The following is a 14,967-nucleotide window of genomic DNA, read 5'->3' as shown; positions in this document are numbered from 1 at the left end:
CGCTGAAGGTTATCGGCCAACGGGCTAGCGCAAAGCCCACAATCGCCGCCATTGCGCGATTACAGCCACCGACCCCGCGCATGGCCAGCGCTCAGTCCCGCCGCAACTGCCGGTTTGCGTCAAAGCGGCGTGTTGTCATTGGCCTGCCGGGCAGCTTCGGCCTCCGCGACGTCGATCGAGCAAAGCTCGTTGCCGGCATAGTCGCACACGCGTATCAGCCATCCGGTGAGATCGTCAGCGCCGGGCTGCAGACCGGCCAACATGTCGATCGCGCAATAAAAGCGTCTTTGCACATTCTCAAGGGCATGGGCTATCTGGTTTCAACGCTGAGCGTTGTTCAATCGTAAGTTGGTCGAGTGCTTCCGATAGCCCGCTGTTGGTTGCCTGCCTGCTTACGCCGCTGCATCAATCGCCGGCATGTTCTGTCGCTTGCTGACCTACGATGTCGAGAAGCGTAAGGAAGGCAAGTAGGAGGATCCTGCTTACGCTGGAGCTTACTGACGCCCTACCAATTTTCCTCCGTTGTGCGGTAGCTGACTCTCGGCGCCATAGTGGTACTGGGGTGCGGGTGCCAGTTCTGCGCGTTGATCGAGCGCCGCGGTGTGTATGCCGATCTCGTCTCCCGCGTCATACGCCAAGGCGATGGCCGAGCCGCATTTGCCGCAGAAACTCCTGACTGCGATCGGCGACGATCTATATTCCAGCGGTTTGGCTTCTCCCGTCCACAACAGGCTCTGGCGAACAACCCACGCAAGAACGGCTGCTGGCGCGCCGGTCGATTTCTGGCACATTGTGCAATGACAATAATGGACCCGACGAGGTCCGGTCAGCCGAAAACGGACTGCACCACACAGGCAATTTCCAACGATTTCTGCCATTCAAACGAACTCGCGGAAGGGCGGCAGCTGGTCATTGTCGTTGCCCGACAGGAATGCCAAGGCAACCGGCGTCTGCGTTGCGGGCTCCCGTCATGCCACAGGCATCGCACGGCGTGGCCTTCGTTATGCTTCCTTGTAGCGGCCGCTTTTTTTGCAGAGGCGGATTTGGCGGACGCCGAGCGCGACGCCGATGCCTTGCCGCCGAGTTCGCCGCCCCTGTGCGCTACGGGATGACCCGTGTGCTTGCCACGACCCGATCCACCCTCCTTTTTGCCGCCTCCGTCATCCTTGTTGACAGTCGCCCAGGCGCGACGCTCGGCTTCCTTTTCCGATACGCCACGTTTTGAATCAGGAACCTGTGAAAGGCAAGAGTCTCTTGCAGATTCAGTATCTTATGCGATTACAGGATTAGTGTCCTGGCACCCAAGCGGTAGGTTCGCTTCCTGCTAGCGGGCGGAGTGTCGGAGGTCTTGACCGGCCCCGTCGCCAGTGACCTACTTCGGACCCGCACGCTATCGGTTATCCAGGAGACAGGCGAATGGACATTCGATCGACACTGACGGAGCTAGGCGATGCCTTCAACGCGCACGACCTCGATCGCATCATGGCGTTCTTTGCTGACGACTGCGTCCTGGAGATGCCGAGGGGAAGCAACCCTTGGGGCTCTCGCTTCGAGGGTAAGCGCAGCGTACGTGACGCGCTGGCGACACGCTTCGAAGGCCTGCCCGATGTCCACTACGGCGACGGCGACCATTTCGTCGATGCAGCCGCCGATACCGGCATGTCCAGATGGATCCTCACCGGCACCACCACCCGCGAGGGCGTGAAAAAGGAGGTGCGCGGTTGCGACTTTTACACGTTCCGCAACGGCAAGGTGATCCGCAAGGATTCGTATTGGAAGATCGTGGAGTAAAAGCTGGCTCTGTAGCGCCAATTCGCGAGATCGCGGCAAGACTGGCAGCCATGTTCTGAGATCGCACAGGGTGCAGGGGAAGCTCTGGCAGCAAGAGTAATGAGCCCCTGCTGAAGTCGATCGAGACCATCACCGACAAGAGGGCGCCGTTCGTCCAGCCGAACGGGACAGGACCGGTAAGGCCACCAACGGGGCTAGTCCATACGGCTTAATTGCGCGATCGCTAATATGCCCGTAGGGTCCTCCGTGCGGGGGACCAAACTCACCCGTAGTGGCCGGCATGATTAGCCCACAAGGCAACCCAACCCTGCCGGCCACTCATCTATAGCGTTTTGGGGTCGAACTCACGACCGGTCATTGATCATCGGCATGGCTCGGGGCAATATCAAGGTAAGCGATGAAGTCGCCGTCACTGCAGTTGTGCGCGGTCGGGTGACACCACGCTGCTTTTGGCGCTCTCGCTCCAGCCGCTAACGGTCTATTAGACGGCCCGATCAGAACTCTTCTTCTTCCGTTCGAAAAGCGCAACTTTGGCAGGGTAACCAATTCGCACCCTTGTCTCGCACTGGGTGCAGGTGAAAGCGGAAATAACTTTAAGCCAAGAGCCCTTCTTGACGATGAGACAGCCGCAGTTTGGACATTCAAATTCCAAATCCTCGTCTCGCATGTCATCTGAAATGGGCATTGCAACTCGCCAATACCAAACAGTGCCGATGCGGAGGCTCCTCGTGCGGTTCCTGGAGCACACAAAAAATCTCGCGCCTAGGGTGTGGCAGCGGGCCAGTCGGGGTAGTCCTGTCCGCTCATACAATAAGCCCGCTGCCGGACCTTGAGGGGTTAGACGGCAGCGGGCCTCGATCGTCCACGGAGGGCGATCTGCAGTGGACAAGAAAGCCGTTCAGCCCACCGCAAGAAACCAACTACAAGAGCGCGTGGTATGTTCCAACCTGACCTAAAAAAGCCCCGTCGAAACCGGGCGGGCATGTCTAGCATCTTTGTTAGAGGCATGGCATCGACAAGCGGTGGAACTCTTCAAAATGACCCGGAAAGTTCCGGGCGAGATATCGCACCACTCTGGAATTATCCATCATCCGGTCGAAAAAACAGTTGGCTGCGACAAGCTCCAGGCCCACTTGGCCATGATTTTCCACGGCGCTTAGAACCGCAAGGCTCAGCGTGCCGACCTCGAACACCATCGCGCCGCGCTGCTCTTCCGCCTGTGTGGTGATCGTTGAGAGATTAAAATCTTTGGCCAGCAGGGCTTGTGGTGTCAGAGCGACGAGTAGCCTCGCGTAGGTGATCCTGACCCGGTCCATCGCCACCATCAGCCGGGCAATCTCCAATTGCCTGACTGGCAGAACCTTCTGGAGAAACCCGAAGATTTTCGTTTTCACCGGCGCGTCCCGAAGCAGGTCGAGGACATCAGGGCAGATTCCGTTAACGGGTTTCCGGTTCTCGCCGTTCTCGGAAGCGGGTTTCCCGGGAGGGCAGAACATTTGCGGCTCGCGGGTCGCGCCACGCAACCTACGTGCCAGTAGCGTTGGCATTGTCCCGAAGCCCTCAGACACCAACATCGTGCAAAATTCCTTGTCGCGCATCATCAGGTGGAGCGCCGCGACGATCCGGCCCAGGCTCTGTTCAGACTTTGCCGCTTCGGTGACGAAATCGCGCATGCGTTTGCATTCCGTATCGTAGGTCGCCAAAAATTCGTACGAACGAAGCCTCTTCTTGGACCCTATTGCGCCAGCTGTAATATTCCTCGCATGTCTGTCGCCGCCGTTTTCCAGCGCACGGTAGGCGGCGTCCTTGGCTAAGCGTTTGACTACCAAGTCGCCCCCCCGACAGGCTCTCGCTCTGCCAGCCTGACAATTGGGTTGAGCGTGGGAAAAATATAGGTGTCCAGCAGTGCCCCATTGATGGCGTGCAGTTCCGATTTGCCCGCGATCTCATGCGCAGGAGCAATCAAATAGTCCCGAATGGTCAGGTCGCCGGGATTCATACGGATCAGGACGAAAATATCCGGTAGCGGCCGTTGATCGGCCTTCGAAAACCAGCGTGGATAGCCGAAGCCGGAAACCCTGCATCGTCCAATCGTGATCGCCACGGTGATCTCCTCGTTTATCCGCAGGAGGTCTGTCGCCATGTCATGGGCAGCAGCCCCGCCCTGCCTTTCCATCGCGCCCACGAGATCCCCGATAACCCGCAGCCTCATTGTTTCCAGGCGCCGGTTCACGCCGATGTAGCGGTAGTTGTTGGATGGCTCGTATCCGATCAGTTCATAGGCTTTGACAATGGTTCCAAAACGCCACTGGTAGCGTTGCGACGGCGGGCATTCGGAATCGGCGTCGATCATGGCTAACGACAAGGCGCCCCGGCGAGCCAAAAGTGCCCTAAGGGCGGCCAGCATCTCGTCATTGGTCATGTGGCGATAGATGGTCTTGAGGACGATCTGCGCCCGGTCGAACAGTTTGCGGTCGACGATAGGCTCCAGGACGTTTTCCACCCGCACCCACTGTTCCGGGGGATTGTGGACTTGATGGCTTCTAAGCCGGGCCGAATGCTTGTTCCAGACGCTGTTGCCAATGTAATTTTCGTTGGTCAGCACCGAGTGCACGGATTCTCGCGTCCATGGTCGCCCCAAATCGCTGAGCACACCGCGCTTGTTGAGCAGTCTTGCCATCTCCAGCTCTGTCTTGTGTGTTCTGACAAAGTGACTGAAGATCCACCTCACTGTCGCAATCTCGGCAGGCGGTCCGAGCACCAGAACTACCCGATCCGTTTGCTGGCTCTTGTATTCGTAGGATGAAAGGATGCCCTTTGAGCGGCCGTGTTGACTGACAAGCAAGCGCCGCAGGCCAAAGCCGGCCTTGCCGCCTTGCCGGAAGCCCAGCCGGACCAACCTCGCCTGGCCGATGAAGACTTTTTGGGAGAGCATTCTGCTCTGCTCGGCAGCCATGCTGCGTTTGATTGCTTTGAGTACATCTGAGCCGATGCTGCCGTCGTTTGCGAATTGCTCGGCGCAAAATTCGATCCGGACGCCGGCCATCTGGCACCGATACTCATAGACGGCGCTCTCATCGATATTCTGGAACCGTCCCCAGCGGCTGACATCGTACACCACCACCGTTTCGAAATCGGCTCTTCCGTTTTCTACATCGGCCAGCAACCGCTGAAGGCCGGGACGGCCTGCGAGGTTGAGACCGCTACGACCGGCGTCCTCGTAGGTTGCGACAATGTCGTAGCCCATGATCTCGGCGTAGTCTCGTATGGCATCTCGCTGGTTGTCTATCGAATAGGTCTGGTGGTCTGTCGACATGCGCAGATACTGGGCCGCACGCACCATGCGCCTGCCTGAGGGGGCTTGTGGGGCCGCTGCAACCTCGTCCATCGCTTGTGCTGTCCTGCCGAGATTACATGCTAGCAATTGGTGACCTGTCCTTTGGTTGATAACTCCCGTCCAGTTTGTGTCGAATGCTACCCTTCTGCGTTTGGAAACCAACGTCATCAACGACCGGGAAACCGTGACACACTTCGTGTGCCGGCACGCCGCCGTTTAGCCGCAATGCGCCAGCAACTGGCAACCATTCGCCCCGGTCCGCGTTTGGGGCTTCAAAGGAGTTCCAAGATGATCATCAGACAAGCCATTGCCGCCGTGCTCATGACTGCCGCTCTGGCAGGCTGCGCGACCCAGACCGAACAGCAGCAGAGGGCAACCACCGGCGCGCTGATCGGCGGCGGCGCCGGCGCCCTCGCCGGCCAGGCGCTGGGCGGCAACACCGAAAGCACGGTGGTCGGTGCCGCCGGCGGCGCCCTGCTTGGCGCCGTCATCGGCCAGGCCACCACGCCGCAGCGTCGCGGCGAACAGCTCTGCCGCTACCGGGATCGCTACGGCCGGATTTACACCGCGCCCTGCGACGACCGGTATTACAACGGCGATTATTGAGCCAAGTGCCTTCGCTAACACCTTCTTCCCTTGTGAGAGCAGGTGTTAGCGAGGGCGACGAATGAGGGGGCCCCAAGAAAGGCTTTGCCGGTACACCCCTCATCCGTCTCGGCGCCGCCACTCCTCCGCCCGCGCCGCTTTCCGGCAGCACCAGTTGCGTCTCGTCCAGCGTCAGAAATCCCATCATACACTGCACCACCTCGGCCCTCGTAAAATGCTCAAGGCCCTGTGCGGCGCGAAGCCGTTGGGCGTTCTTGTCCTCGCCATCCACTCGCCAGGACGGGCGGCGGTAGTAGCCGACGGTTGTTGTGAGATCGGTCAGCACCAGTTCGCCGTCCTCGCCTGGCGATGGTCAGCCCATGCCATTTTCCCGACTGCGGGACGATCAGGCTTTCCAGTCCCGCGGCCAGTCGGCTGAGTGTGCGCCGCAAAACTTTCTTGTGCATCGCAGCAATCAGTGCGTAGATAGGCAAAGTAAAACTGACGGAAACGGGATGACCGAGACGCGGGATTCAAGGACGGCCCACTTCGACGCGCTGCATGGACTTAGGGGCATTGCTGCTGTCTTGGTGATGCTCGGCCACTTCAGCGAATACACGGGCCGGCGATATGATCTGGCGCCTTCGGGGTTCCTCGCCGTGGACCTGTTTTTTCTGCTGAGCGGCTTCGTGATCGCCCACGCCTACGACGACAAGTTCCGAAAAGGCATGTCATTCTGGGGCTTCGCGGAGACCCGTCTTCTCAGGCTCTACCCGCTCTACTTCGCCGCACTCGGCCTGGCGATGATCGGCGTCGGTGCAATCATCGCGACACAAGGGATCGGTGCGTATTCGCGGCTGGATTTGCTTGCAACCCTTGGGTTTTCCGTACTTTTCCTACCCACGCCGCCGGCGCTCTCGACGGCTCCCGACCTGCTTTTCCCGCTTGATGGTCCGGCATGGTCGCTGTTTTATGAACTCGTCGCCAATGCGTTTTTTGCCGCATTGGCCACAAGGCTGGTTGCGCGTTCGCTGGCTGTCATTGTCGGAGTCGGCTTGCTGGCCCTGGTGCTGATGGCCTGGCATGGTGTCGTGCTTGGCGGCGGCGCCTACTGGGACAACACGATCGCGGCTCCCGCCCGGATCGCCTTCTCGTTCTTTCTCGGGGTCTTTCTCAACCGGTATGCGACCGGGGACAGCCGGGACGGCAATCTCTATATGCTGTTGCTGCTGGCGCTATGCGGAGCGCTGATGTGTTTCGATCCGGCCGAACATGTCCAGTTGTACAGTCTGGTGGTTATCGTCCTGATCTGGCCCTGGCTCGTTCTCGTGGCGTCGCGCTTGCGGCTTTCCGGTTTCTGGCGCTGGATTGCGCTCTTCTCCGGCAACATCTCCTACGCCATCTATGTCCTTCACACGCCGCTCATCCGCCTTTCGAACGCCGCAGTCGAAGCTGTGACCGATATCTCATGGAACGAGCACGGCCTGCCGTTCATCCTTGTGACATCCACCCTGATCATCGCGGTCTCGGCATTCGCGCATTATGTCTACGACAAGAATATCCGGGCCCTGCTGCGGCATTGGCTTTCACTTCGCCGCGGGCGAGAGCGCGTGACCCAGTTCTAGGGTGGATTCAGTTCGAGGAGACCGGCTGGCTTCGCGCCCTACTCCGCCGGTGTCCTCTCCAGCGCCGCCGCGTCGCCCTTGCGGCCAAAGCGCTGGACGACGAAGCGACCAGCCTTCTGGCCGGGGACCTCGATCAGGTTGTAGGTGAACCAGGACAGCAACGTCACGGTCGGCAGCACCACGGCAACGACGATCGCGAAGCGCAACGGCGCCGCCAGCTCGTTTCCGTATTGGCTGATGACAAGCGCCGCGACGGGCTGCAGCACCAGCAGATGGATCAGGTAGATGCTGAAGGAAAGCTCGCCCATCAGATGGAAGAACCGGTTGCTGAGCGTCACGGCGATGGCCCTCGCCAGCGTTCCCGCCTTTCCTGGCAGCATGCGGTAGAGAACCAGCGCAAAGAAGCCGGCCACCAGCGCTTCACGCACCAGAAGCTTGCCCAGCCCGTAGTCGCCGCCAAAGGGCAGCGCCGCCAACAGCAGCGCCAGTGCCAGGTACAGGATCGGCCGGGGCTGGGTCTGATGCACGATCCCGGCAAGCAGCATCCCGCACAGGAATATCTGCATCTTCAGCGGCAGAAAGGACGGCATCGGAAAATGGATGGACAGCAGCCGCATCGCAAACACAATGGCGCAGCCGACGGCCGCGACCAGGATGGCGCTCCTGATCCAGTCCAGCCTGCGCACCACCAACATGACGGCCGGGAAGACCGCGTAAAACTGCATCTCCAGCCCCAGGCTCCAGTCAGGCAGCGGCGTGCGGTAGGCGAGGTTCGGCACCAGTCCGAACAGGAAGGTGAGATGGGCGACGATGTTTTTCAGGCCACCGTCGAGGTAGCGCTCGGGCGCCTGGTGCGATCGCGACAGGAAATCGTCGATGATGATCCGGCAATCGTAGAGATAGGGGCCAAGCGCCAAAGCCGCGAAAAGCATGACGTAGAACAGCGGCGCGATCCGGAAATAGCGGCGCGTCCAGAATTTCAGCCAGGTTTCCGGCCTTTGCCAGGGCTCCTTGTCCTGGCGCAGCTGATAGTGGAACACCATCAGGAAGCCGGACAGCATGATGAACAGGTCGACGCCAAGATCCGGCTCGCCGACGACCGGAATCTGCCAGCCGGTCAAAAGCAGGCAGTGCCCAACAAGCACCCAGATCGCCGCAAGCGCGCGAAGCCCGTCCAGGCATTCGATGCGCGATGACCTGATGATGCTGGTTTCGTAGCTAGCCATGTTGCACTGCAGCATGGCGCTTGAGGCGTGATTGTCAACCCGTTTAAGATCGCCGGCGCTATTACCCTCCCCACAAGGGGGAGGGTAAGAGGCGTCATCGCCTTCTCAGCAGCCTTGCATGCCGTCGCCAATACCACCACGCCAGCACGCGCTTTCGGAAACTGCGTTTCATCGCGGTCATGGTCATACCCCCAAAAGCACGCGGCGCTGGCCGGTGAGGTCGCCGGGCGCGAGGTCGGTTTTCACCGTGCTCAACGTGCCCTGGCGCTGTTCGACTTCAGCCCGCAAGGCTGCCTCTCGCGCCTGCACGTCCTTGTCGGCGATGGTCGGCGTCGGCGGCAGCGGCTTCAGCGCCGGCGGCTTTGAAAGAGACACATGGTTCCAGCATTCTCTTGTCCAGTCGTAGAGGAAAAAGTCTTCGCCGTTGCGGCCGTAGGCCGGCAGCAGGCAGCGTTGCGTGGCGCCGAGCCAGGCCGAGCCAGCGCAGCGCCAATTCATTGGCGGCAAGCGCCCTCGCCTCGACCCGCCACGCGCCGCCACCTCCGGCCCGAGCACGGCATGAAAATGTGCGGTAATGCCAGGCACGCAGCGCTTCATACGGCGCGTGCCCCAGCTCCAGGCGATCCACAGCCCGCTGCGTTGCTCGGCGGCGCCAAAGCCAGCCTCCGGATTGCCGTCGAGTTCGACGACAAAGGCAAAGCCCTGCAGCGCGGTGAGCGCCAGCAGCGCCGGCGACTAATGGTCAAGCTGGCAGTCGATCTCGGCCCGGTCCTGCGGACGCAGATTGGCGGCGATATAGGAGAGATCGCGCAGCGTGGCGGGGACGGCCATGAGGGCACCAGAGCGGTGGAAACCACCCAGCAAAATTGCCGGCGGTTTCAAAGGGTTGATACCGGGATGGCCTCTAGTCCGGTTGGCGCCTAGGCTTGTTCTCCTGGTGGTCGATACCTAATCGACGATGCCTTTTGCAGCGCTGCAAGCGTGTCCTCAACAGTCAGGAGGACGGTCGTCTGGACGGAACTCAGCGCTCCACCCGCGCCGATCGCGAGCGCAGTGGCCGCCATCGACACGTTATCGGGAGCCTCCCACAGATTATATCCGTCATGCTCACCAAAGGCGTACCAGAAGCCGTGCAACTTTCCGCCAACCGATTCAATGTACTGCTTCGCCGCTTCTCGGCGGTCCTCCGGGCTCTTGATGAGCTTCGCCCATGTTGCCGGCGTGTAACTGAACCGAGTCAGGTATAACGGCATGGTCTTATCCTCCCTGTTTCCCGGCTCAGTATACAGGAGTTCGAGCCCGACTGCGACGGCGGCGCCAAGGCCGGCGACTCGACCTGACAATCGGCCTCGGCGCGTGCCCAGTGCGCAGGTTGGCAGCGATGTAGCTGTCTGGCTGTTGACTGGCGCACGCATAGCCAATCCTGTCAGCATCTTCTCATACGCTCACCGAGTTTCTAAGGGGAGGAATGGCAGCGATCAGGTGTCAGCTTGTGGCCGCTAACCCCGCAGTTATCCTCCGCTCATGACGTCACGTTAGGAAACAGCAATCGATCGGGCCGCCGGCAGGCATGGCTCTGCCTGGCGGGCGCCAGTCGGTCAGCCTCCAAAGCGGCGCCGGCCTTTTCTACTCTCTGAAATAGCCAAGCACGCCCTTCGGAAAGCCGGCTGGCGTGCGGCATGTCTTTAGCATTTGGCCGGACAACTATGATGGTGGCCTGCGGTTTTCAAAGATTGCCATTTTGTACGAATAAGTCAGGCGGATCTCATTCCCACAACCCTCACATGTCAGAGACTTGGAGCTTTTTATCAGGCGACCTTTGCGGATCATCATTCGCTTGCAGTTAGGGCATTGGACGACCATATCGTCTTCATCCCGATCTCGTGAAAGTATCATAGTTACCTCCTGCCAGTTACCAGGAAGCAAGCTGCATGCCGCATTAGCGTCTCTTTTCGAAACACTGCGCACGCGAGACGTGCGTTCACGAAATTGAGAAAGATGGCGAGCCGCTACAACCTCATCGACCATAACACCACCATTGCCACCACGACGCCGACCAAACAGAACGCGACCCAGACGCCGGCCATGGATGGCTTACTCAGCCAAGCCGGCATCGTGGTGCCCGATGGCGTCCAGGAGAGCCTCGTTCACGCTGCCGGTTTCTTCCTCGATCTCAACGCTGGTGATGCCGATCGCTTTGGCATCGGCGAACACCTTTTTGAGTGAGCTCGACAACGGAGATGATGTCGGCGCCGGCGGTCTCGGGGACGTTGGCCGAAATCCGCTTTTACAAAAAGTCGGTGCCGCGGGTGCTCGTCCAGGATTAAGCGGAGCGACTCTATTAGGTTCCGCTGATGAGCTTCCCCCGCGTCAGAATGACGTTCGTACCCTTCCTGAACGAAGTGGGAATGCGGCCGCCCGCGTAACAAATGATGCTGCGATCATCTGTTAGGGGTGTAAAGTCGCTCGTCCGCTTCCACCGGAATGTGGACGCTAGGGAGCCAACTCAGGTGCTTTCGCCCCGCAAGGGATAGAAAGCCATGGTTGAAGTTAGTCCGGACCCCAGTTCCTAATTCCGTTGAGATCACCGAATGCCTTAGCGAGCGGTTTGTCCGCGTGCGAAACGGCAAGGCAAGCATCAGCAGCCTTGAGAGCGAATTCTACGCTCGCTCTTTCGCCGAGGTTCAGCGATCGGCTTAGATCTCCAAGAAAGAAGTCCCATGAGTAAGCCCCAAAGCCCTGCCTCAACGAACTACCTGTACGACACGGCGGATTTTGCCGAGAAGCACGGTCTTTCACTACGGCCAGCGGACGTCATTCTTTGCGCAAACGGTCCTTCGAGAGGTGGCCTGCGATGCAGCCGCCCCTGTTTCGCCGAAGCGGTGGCGCAACGAGCTGACCGAGGAACATTTCGATACGACACGGAAGACCAATCTGTACGGCTATTTTCATATGGCTCAGGAAGCAGTGCCGCACATGAGGCCCGGTTCGCGATCACCAACACCGGTTCGGTAACCGGCATCGACGGTTCAAAACAGCTGGTGGATTATTCGATGACCAAGGGCGGCATTCATGCGTTCACGCGCGCCCTTTCAGGTAATCTCATGAGCAAGGGCATCCGGGTGAACGCCGTTGCACCAGGCCCGGTGTGGACGCCGCTCAATCCGTCGGACATGGAAGCCGACGACGTATCGAAATTCGGTGCTGACACGCCAATGAAACGGCCTGCACAAACCGGAGGAACTCGCACCCGCCTATGTGTTCCTCGCCTCGCCACAGTGCTCGAGCTACATCTCCGGCGAGATCTTGCCGGTGGTCGGCGGCTATTGACGTCAGGACAGCCGACACGGACGTACGGTGAAGGGAGTGAGAAGGATGGTCCGTCTGCTTTTCACAATGACTCTGGGATATGTGGCTTATCGCATCTGGAGGGAAGATAACGGAGTCGATCCGGCGCGCTGACGGTTCTCTCCGGCAAGAGGCGGAGCGAAAATTCACTACCCGCTCCATCGGCCGCAGGGATGTCCCGCTCGGCCGGCTAGCCAACGCGCCTGCCGGCCGAAACGAATCTTCCTATTCTGCTGCATGCAGGTTTATCTTGCTTTCCGCCATTTCGGTGAGCTTGCGATCGGTCACCTGTTCTTCCTTGAGGTTCTTGGCCAGCACATTGGCGCAGTCGCTGCGGCCAAGCTGTTTGGCCCAGGCGATCAAGGTGCCATAGCGGGTCATCTCGTAGTGCTCGACCGCCTGTGCCGACGCAATCAGGGCCGCATCCAGAACCTCCTTGTCGTCGACGTCGCCGCTGACATCGTCGGCTTCCTCGAGAATGCCGTCGATCGCCGGGCAGTTCACCTCCTTGGCCTTGACGCCATGCAACTCGAACACTTGCTCGACACGTTCGATGTGGCCCTTCGTCTGGTCGAGGTGTTTTTCGAAACCAGCTTTCAGTTGCGGGTCGGTTGCCTTGTCGATCATCTTCGGCAGCGCTTTCTCGATCTGCTTTTCGGCGTAGTAGATGTCGCGCAGCGTGTGCACGAAGAGATCGTCGAGTGTCTTGATGTCCTTCGAAAAGAAGCCCATGGCCTTCCCTTTCATTGCTCTCGGGGTGAATTTCGACAGCGGTTGGTCGCTGCCAACTGCCGCCAGGACGTGTCCCGGCTTGTCTGGTCAACGTCCGGGTAGGGCAGCAGTTCCCCATCTCCGGTGCCAGGCCTGCAGCCTCGTCCGATCCCAGCCGACTTATGACGGAGCTGCTCCATTGGAGCCTTTGTCGGGGTCCTTCGTTCTAGCTGGAGCTCAACCGGCAACTTGAAGGTCCGCGGAATGTATTTCATTGCACTGGCGAGCGACTATGACGGCACGCTGGCCCATGACGGGATCGTTTCCGGGAAGACCCTTGCTGCCCTCCAGCGGTTCAAGAAAAGCGGTCGCAAGCTGGTTCTCGTCACCGGCCGCGAGCTGCCGGACCTCAAGCGCGTCTTTCCCGAAGTCGCCCTGTTCGACAAGGTGGTCGCCGAAAACGGTGCGCTTATCTACACGCCGGCAAGCGAGGAAGAGCGGACGATTTCGCCGGCGCCGGATCCCAAATTCGTTTCCAGGCTGAAAAAGCAGGGCGTCAAGCCGTTGTCGGTCGGACGCTCGATCGTCGCTACCTGGGAACCTCACCAGGCGGCCGTGCTCGAAGTGATCAAGAAGATGGGGTTAGGGCTGGAAATCATCTTCAACAAGGGCGCGGTGATGATCCTGCCGAGTGGCATCAACAAGGCCACCGGACTGGCCGCCGCGCTGCAGGACCTTCGGCTGTCGCCACACAATGTCGTTGGTGTCGGTGACGCTGAAAACGACCACGCTTTCCTTAAGGTCTGCGGCTGCAGCGTCGCCGTGGACAATGCAATTCCCGCCGTCAAGGAGACCGCCGATCTGGTCATGCGCGGCGCACGCGGAAAGGGTGTCGAGCAACTGATCGACAGACTGGTCAAGCGCGATCATGGAATCGTGTCGAGGCGCCATGACGGCGTCGTTCTGGGCTCGGCCGGCGGCGATGACGTCTATCTGTCGCCGACCGACACCGTGCTTATCGCCGGCAGTTCGGGCATCGGCAAGTCCACCTTGGCCACGGCGCTCACGGAACGCTTTGTCGAAGGCCAGTTTCAGTTCTGTGTCTTCGATCCTGAAGGCGACTACGATGGCCTTGAAGGCGCCGTCAGACTGGGTGACGGCTCCAGCGCACCGACGAAGGCGCAAGTGCTGGACCTGATTGAGAAGGCGGACAGCAATGTCGTCATCAATGGGCTGGCGCTTCGTGTCAATGAGCGGCCGGATTTCTTCGCCGACCTGCTACCGGGCCTCGGCAGTTTCCGCCGCCGCACGGCAAGACCGCATTGGCTGATCGTCGACGAAGCGCATCATCTTCTCCCCAAACGGCGCGACGATACGCGGGCAATTCTGTCGCTGGAATTGCCGGGCACCATTCTTATCACCGTTCACCCCGAGGCTATATCGACCGACGCCTTGAAACTGGTGACGGCGATCATCGCGCTTGGGCCCAAGGCCAAGGACGTCGTCATGGCGTTCTGCCATCAAACCGGCATCGAGCCGCCCAAGAATCTCCCCACGCCCAAGGGGGCACGGGTGCTGCTCTGGCGGCCGCATGCGGGCAAGAAACTTAAAACCGTCAAAGTCATCGAGCCGCGTCAGTCGCTCAAACGACACAGCCGCAAATATGCCGAGGGCAAACTCGATGAAGCCGGCAGCTTCTATTTCCGTGGCCCCGACAATGCGATGAACCTCAGGGCGCACAATCTGATGATCTTCGCCCAGATCGCCGAAGGCATAGACGACAAGACCTGGGCGTTCCATTTGCGGGCAGGCGACTACTCGGAATGGTTTCGCCATCAGATTCGAGACAAGGATCTCGCCCGCGAAACTGCTGAGGCGGAAAAAGATAAAAAGCTTTCGGCCGAGGAGAGCCGCAAGCATGTGCTCGACGCTGTGCGCCGCCGCTATACGGCTCCCGCGACGGCGCCGGAGGAATAGCGCGCGATAGAGGTCCGCTATCGTTGATCCCGGTTCGCCTCGGATCCTTCCCGTCGATCTCAACGGCGCTCGGCCAGGTGGAGTTGCTTTCTGGCGTCCGGTTGGAACTCAGCAGCGGGTCATGCGTCGCGTCGGAAGAACTGCACAGCGCGTCCGTGACGAGGACCACGCGATAACCGAAATCGATTGCTCCGAGCACCGTGGCCAGAACGCATACGTCGGTTTCGCCGCCAGTGATGACCAGCGTATCGATGTCGCGCTCCGCCAGAAAAGCCCTGAGCCGGCCCTCAAACCAGGGCGAGTAGATGTGTTTGTTGATGACTGCCGCCGGCGGGCAGTAAGCGGCCAATGCCGGCAACAGGTCGAC

13 protein-coding genes and 3 pseudogenes are annotated in these 14,967 nt (G+C 60.0%); 6 read left to right on the top strand and 10 right to left on the bottom strand.

What is annotated here, in order from left to right; all coding sequences use genetic code 11:
• Positions 1-119: 119 nt before the first annotated feature.
• The 3 genes and pseudogenes from AC1D1N_RS31655 to AC1D1N_RS31645 all read right to left on the bottom strand — a co-directional run.
• Complete coding sequence (locus tag AC1D1N_RS31655; RefSeq protein WP_436258526.1) at positions 120-263, bottom strand: hypothetical protein; 144 nt, start codon at positions 261-263, stop codon at positions 120-122.
• A gap of 231 nt (positions 264-494) precedes the next feature.
• Positions 495-878, bottom strand: a complete 384-nt coding sequence (locus tag AC1D1N_RS31650; RefSeq protein ID WP_436258525.1) for a GFA family protein — start codon at positions 876-878, stop codon at positions 495-497.
• 113 nt (positions 879-991) lie between these two features.
• Positions 992-1,222, bottom strand: a pseudogene (locus AC1D1N_RS31645) (plasmid stabilization protein); the annotation flags it as partial.
• A gap of 194 nt (positions 1,223-1,416) precedes the next feature.
• Here AC1D1N_RS31645 and AC1D1N_RS31640 point away from each other — a divergent pair.
• On the top strand, positions 1,417-1,791 hold the full coding sequence (locus AC1D1N_RS31640; RefSeq protein ID WP_477353240.1) for a nuclear transport factor 2 family protein: 375 nt from the start codon (positions 1,417-1,419) through the stop codon (positions 1,789-1,791).
• A gap of 998 nt (positions 1,792-2,789) precedes the next feature.
• Here the strand turns inward: AC1D1N_RS31640 and AC1D1N_RS31635 are convergent.
• Entirely contained in the window at positions 2,790-3,620 is an 831-nt protein-coding gene (locus AC1D1N_RS31635) for a plasmid partitioning protein RepB C-terminal domain-containing protein (RefSeq protein WP_436258523.1), read from the bottom strand.
• Positions 3,614-5,179, bottom strand: coding sequence for a recombinase family protein (locus tag AC1D1N_RS31630; RefSeq protein WP_436258522.1), 1,566 nt, complete (start codon positions 5,177-5,179; stop codon positions 3,614-3,616). Before AC1D1N_RS31630 ends, AC1D1N_RS31635 begins: the two co-directional genes overlap by 7 nt.
• A gap of 237 nt (positions 5,180-5,416) precedes the next feature.
• On the opposite strand from AC1D1N_RS31630, the gene AC1D1N_RS31625 reads away from it, so the two are divergent.
• Positions 5,417-5,734 (top strand): YMGG-like glycine zipper-containing protein, encoded by a 318-nt coding sequence (locus tag AC1D1N_RS31625; RefSeq protein ID WP_352591660.1) that lies wholly within the window; start codon positions 5,417-5,419, stop codon positions 5,732-5,734.
• Positions 5,735-6,228: 494 nt separating this feature from the next.
• The gene (locus AC1D1N_RS31620; protein ID WP_477353237.1) at positions 6,229-7,338 is read left to right on the top strand and encodes an acyltransferase family protein; all 1,110 of its coding nucleotides are present in this window, start codon (positions 6,229-6,231) and stop codon (positions 7,336-7,338) included.
• Between the two features lie 38 nt (positions 7,339-7,376).
• Here the strand turns inward: AC1D1N_RS31620 and AC1D1N_RS31615 are convergent, their stop codons facing one another.
• From AC1D1N_RS31615 to AC1D1N_RS31605, 3 genes are all read right to left on the bottom strand, one after another.
• Positions 7,377-8,564, bottom strand: coding sequence for an acyltransferase family protein (locus AC1D1N_RS31615; RefSeq protein ID WP_436258520.1), 1,188 nt, complete (start codon positions 8,562-8,564; stop codon positions 7,377-7,379).
• A 183-nt stretch (positions 8,565-8,747) separates the two neighbouring features.
• Positions 8,748-9,071 carry a hypothetical protein gene (locus AC1D1N_RS31610; RefSeq protein WP_436258519.1) on the bottom strand — a complete coding sequence of 108 codons (324 nt, stop codon included), beginning with the start codon at positions 9,069-9,071 and terminating at the stop codon, positions 8,748-8,750.
• Positions 9,072-9,484: 413 nt separating this feature from the next.
• The gene (locus AC1D1N_RS31605) at positions 9,485-9,817 is read right to left on the bottom strand and encodes a GYD domain-containing protein (protein WP_112566958.1); all 333 of its coding nucleotides are present in this window, start codon (positions 9,815-9,817) and stop codon (positions 9,485-9,487) included.
• 745 nt (positions 9,818-10,562) lie between these two features.
• Here AC1D1N_RS31605 and AC1D1N_RS31600 point away from each other — a divergent pair.
• A complete protein-coding gene (locus AC1D1N_RS31600) occupies positions 10,563-10,790 on the top strand; it encodes a hypothetical protein (RefSeq protein ID WP_477353235.1) in 228 nt (75 codons plus the stop codon).
• 666 nt (positions 10,791-11,456) lie between these two features.
• Positions 11,457-11,894 (top strand): annotated as a pseudogene (locus AC1D1N_RS31595) (SDR family oxidoreductase); the annotation flags it as partial.
• 243 nt (positions 11,895-12,137) lie between these two features.
• Here AC1D1N_RS31595 and AC1D1N_RS31590 read toward each other — a convergent pair.
• On the bottom strand, positions 12,138-12,644 hold the full coding sequence (locus AC1D1N_RS31590) for a YciE/YciF ferroxidase family protein (RefSeq protein WP_436258517.1): 507 nt from the start codon (positions 12,642-12,644) through the stop codon (positions 12,138-12,140).
• A gap of 243 nt (positions 12,645-12,887) precedes the next feature.
• On the opposite strand from AC1D1N_RS31590, the gene AC1D1N_RS31585 reads away from it, so the two are divergent.
• Positions 12,888-14,600: an HAD family hydrolase gene (locus AC1D1N_RS31585; RefSeq protein ID WP_477353234.1), complete on the top strand. Its 1,713-nt coding sequence runs from the start codon at positions 12,888-12,890 to the stop codon at positions 14,598-14,600.
• A gap of 106 nt (positions 14,601-14,706) precedes the next feature.
• Here AC1D1N_RS31585 and AC1D1N_RS31580 read toward each other — a convergent pair.
• Positions 14,707-14,967, bottom strand: a pseudogene (locus AC1D1N_RS31580) (cysteine hydrolase family protein); the annotation flags it as partial.

This window comes from Mesorhizobium sp. P2_B5 (genome assembly GCF_056404775.1).
This window is presented reverse-complemented; position numbering and strand designations above follow the sequence as displayed.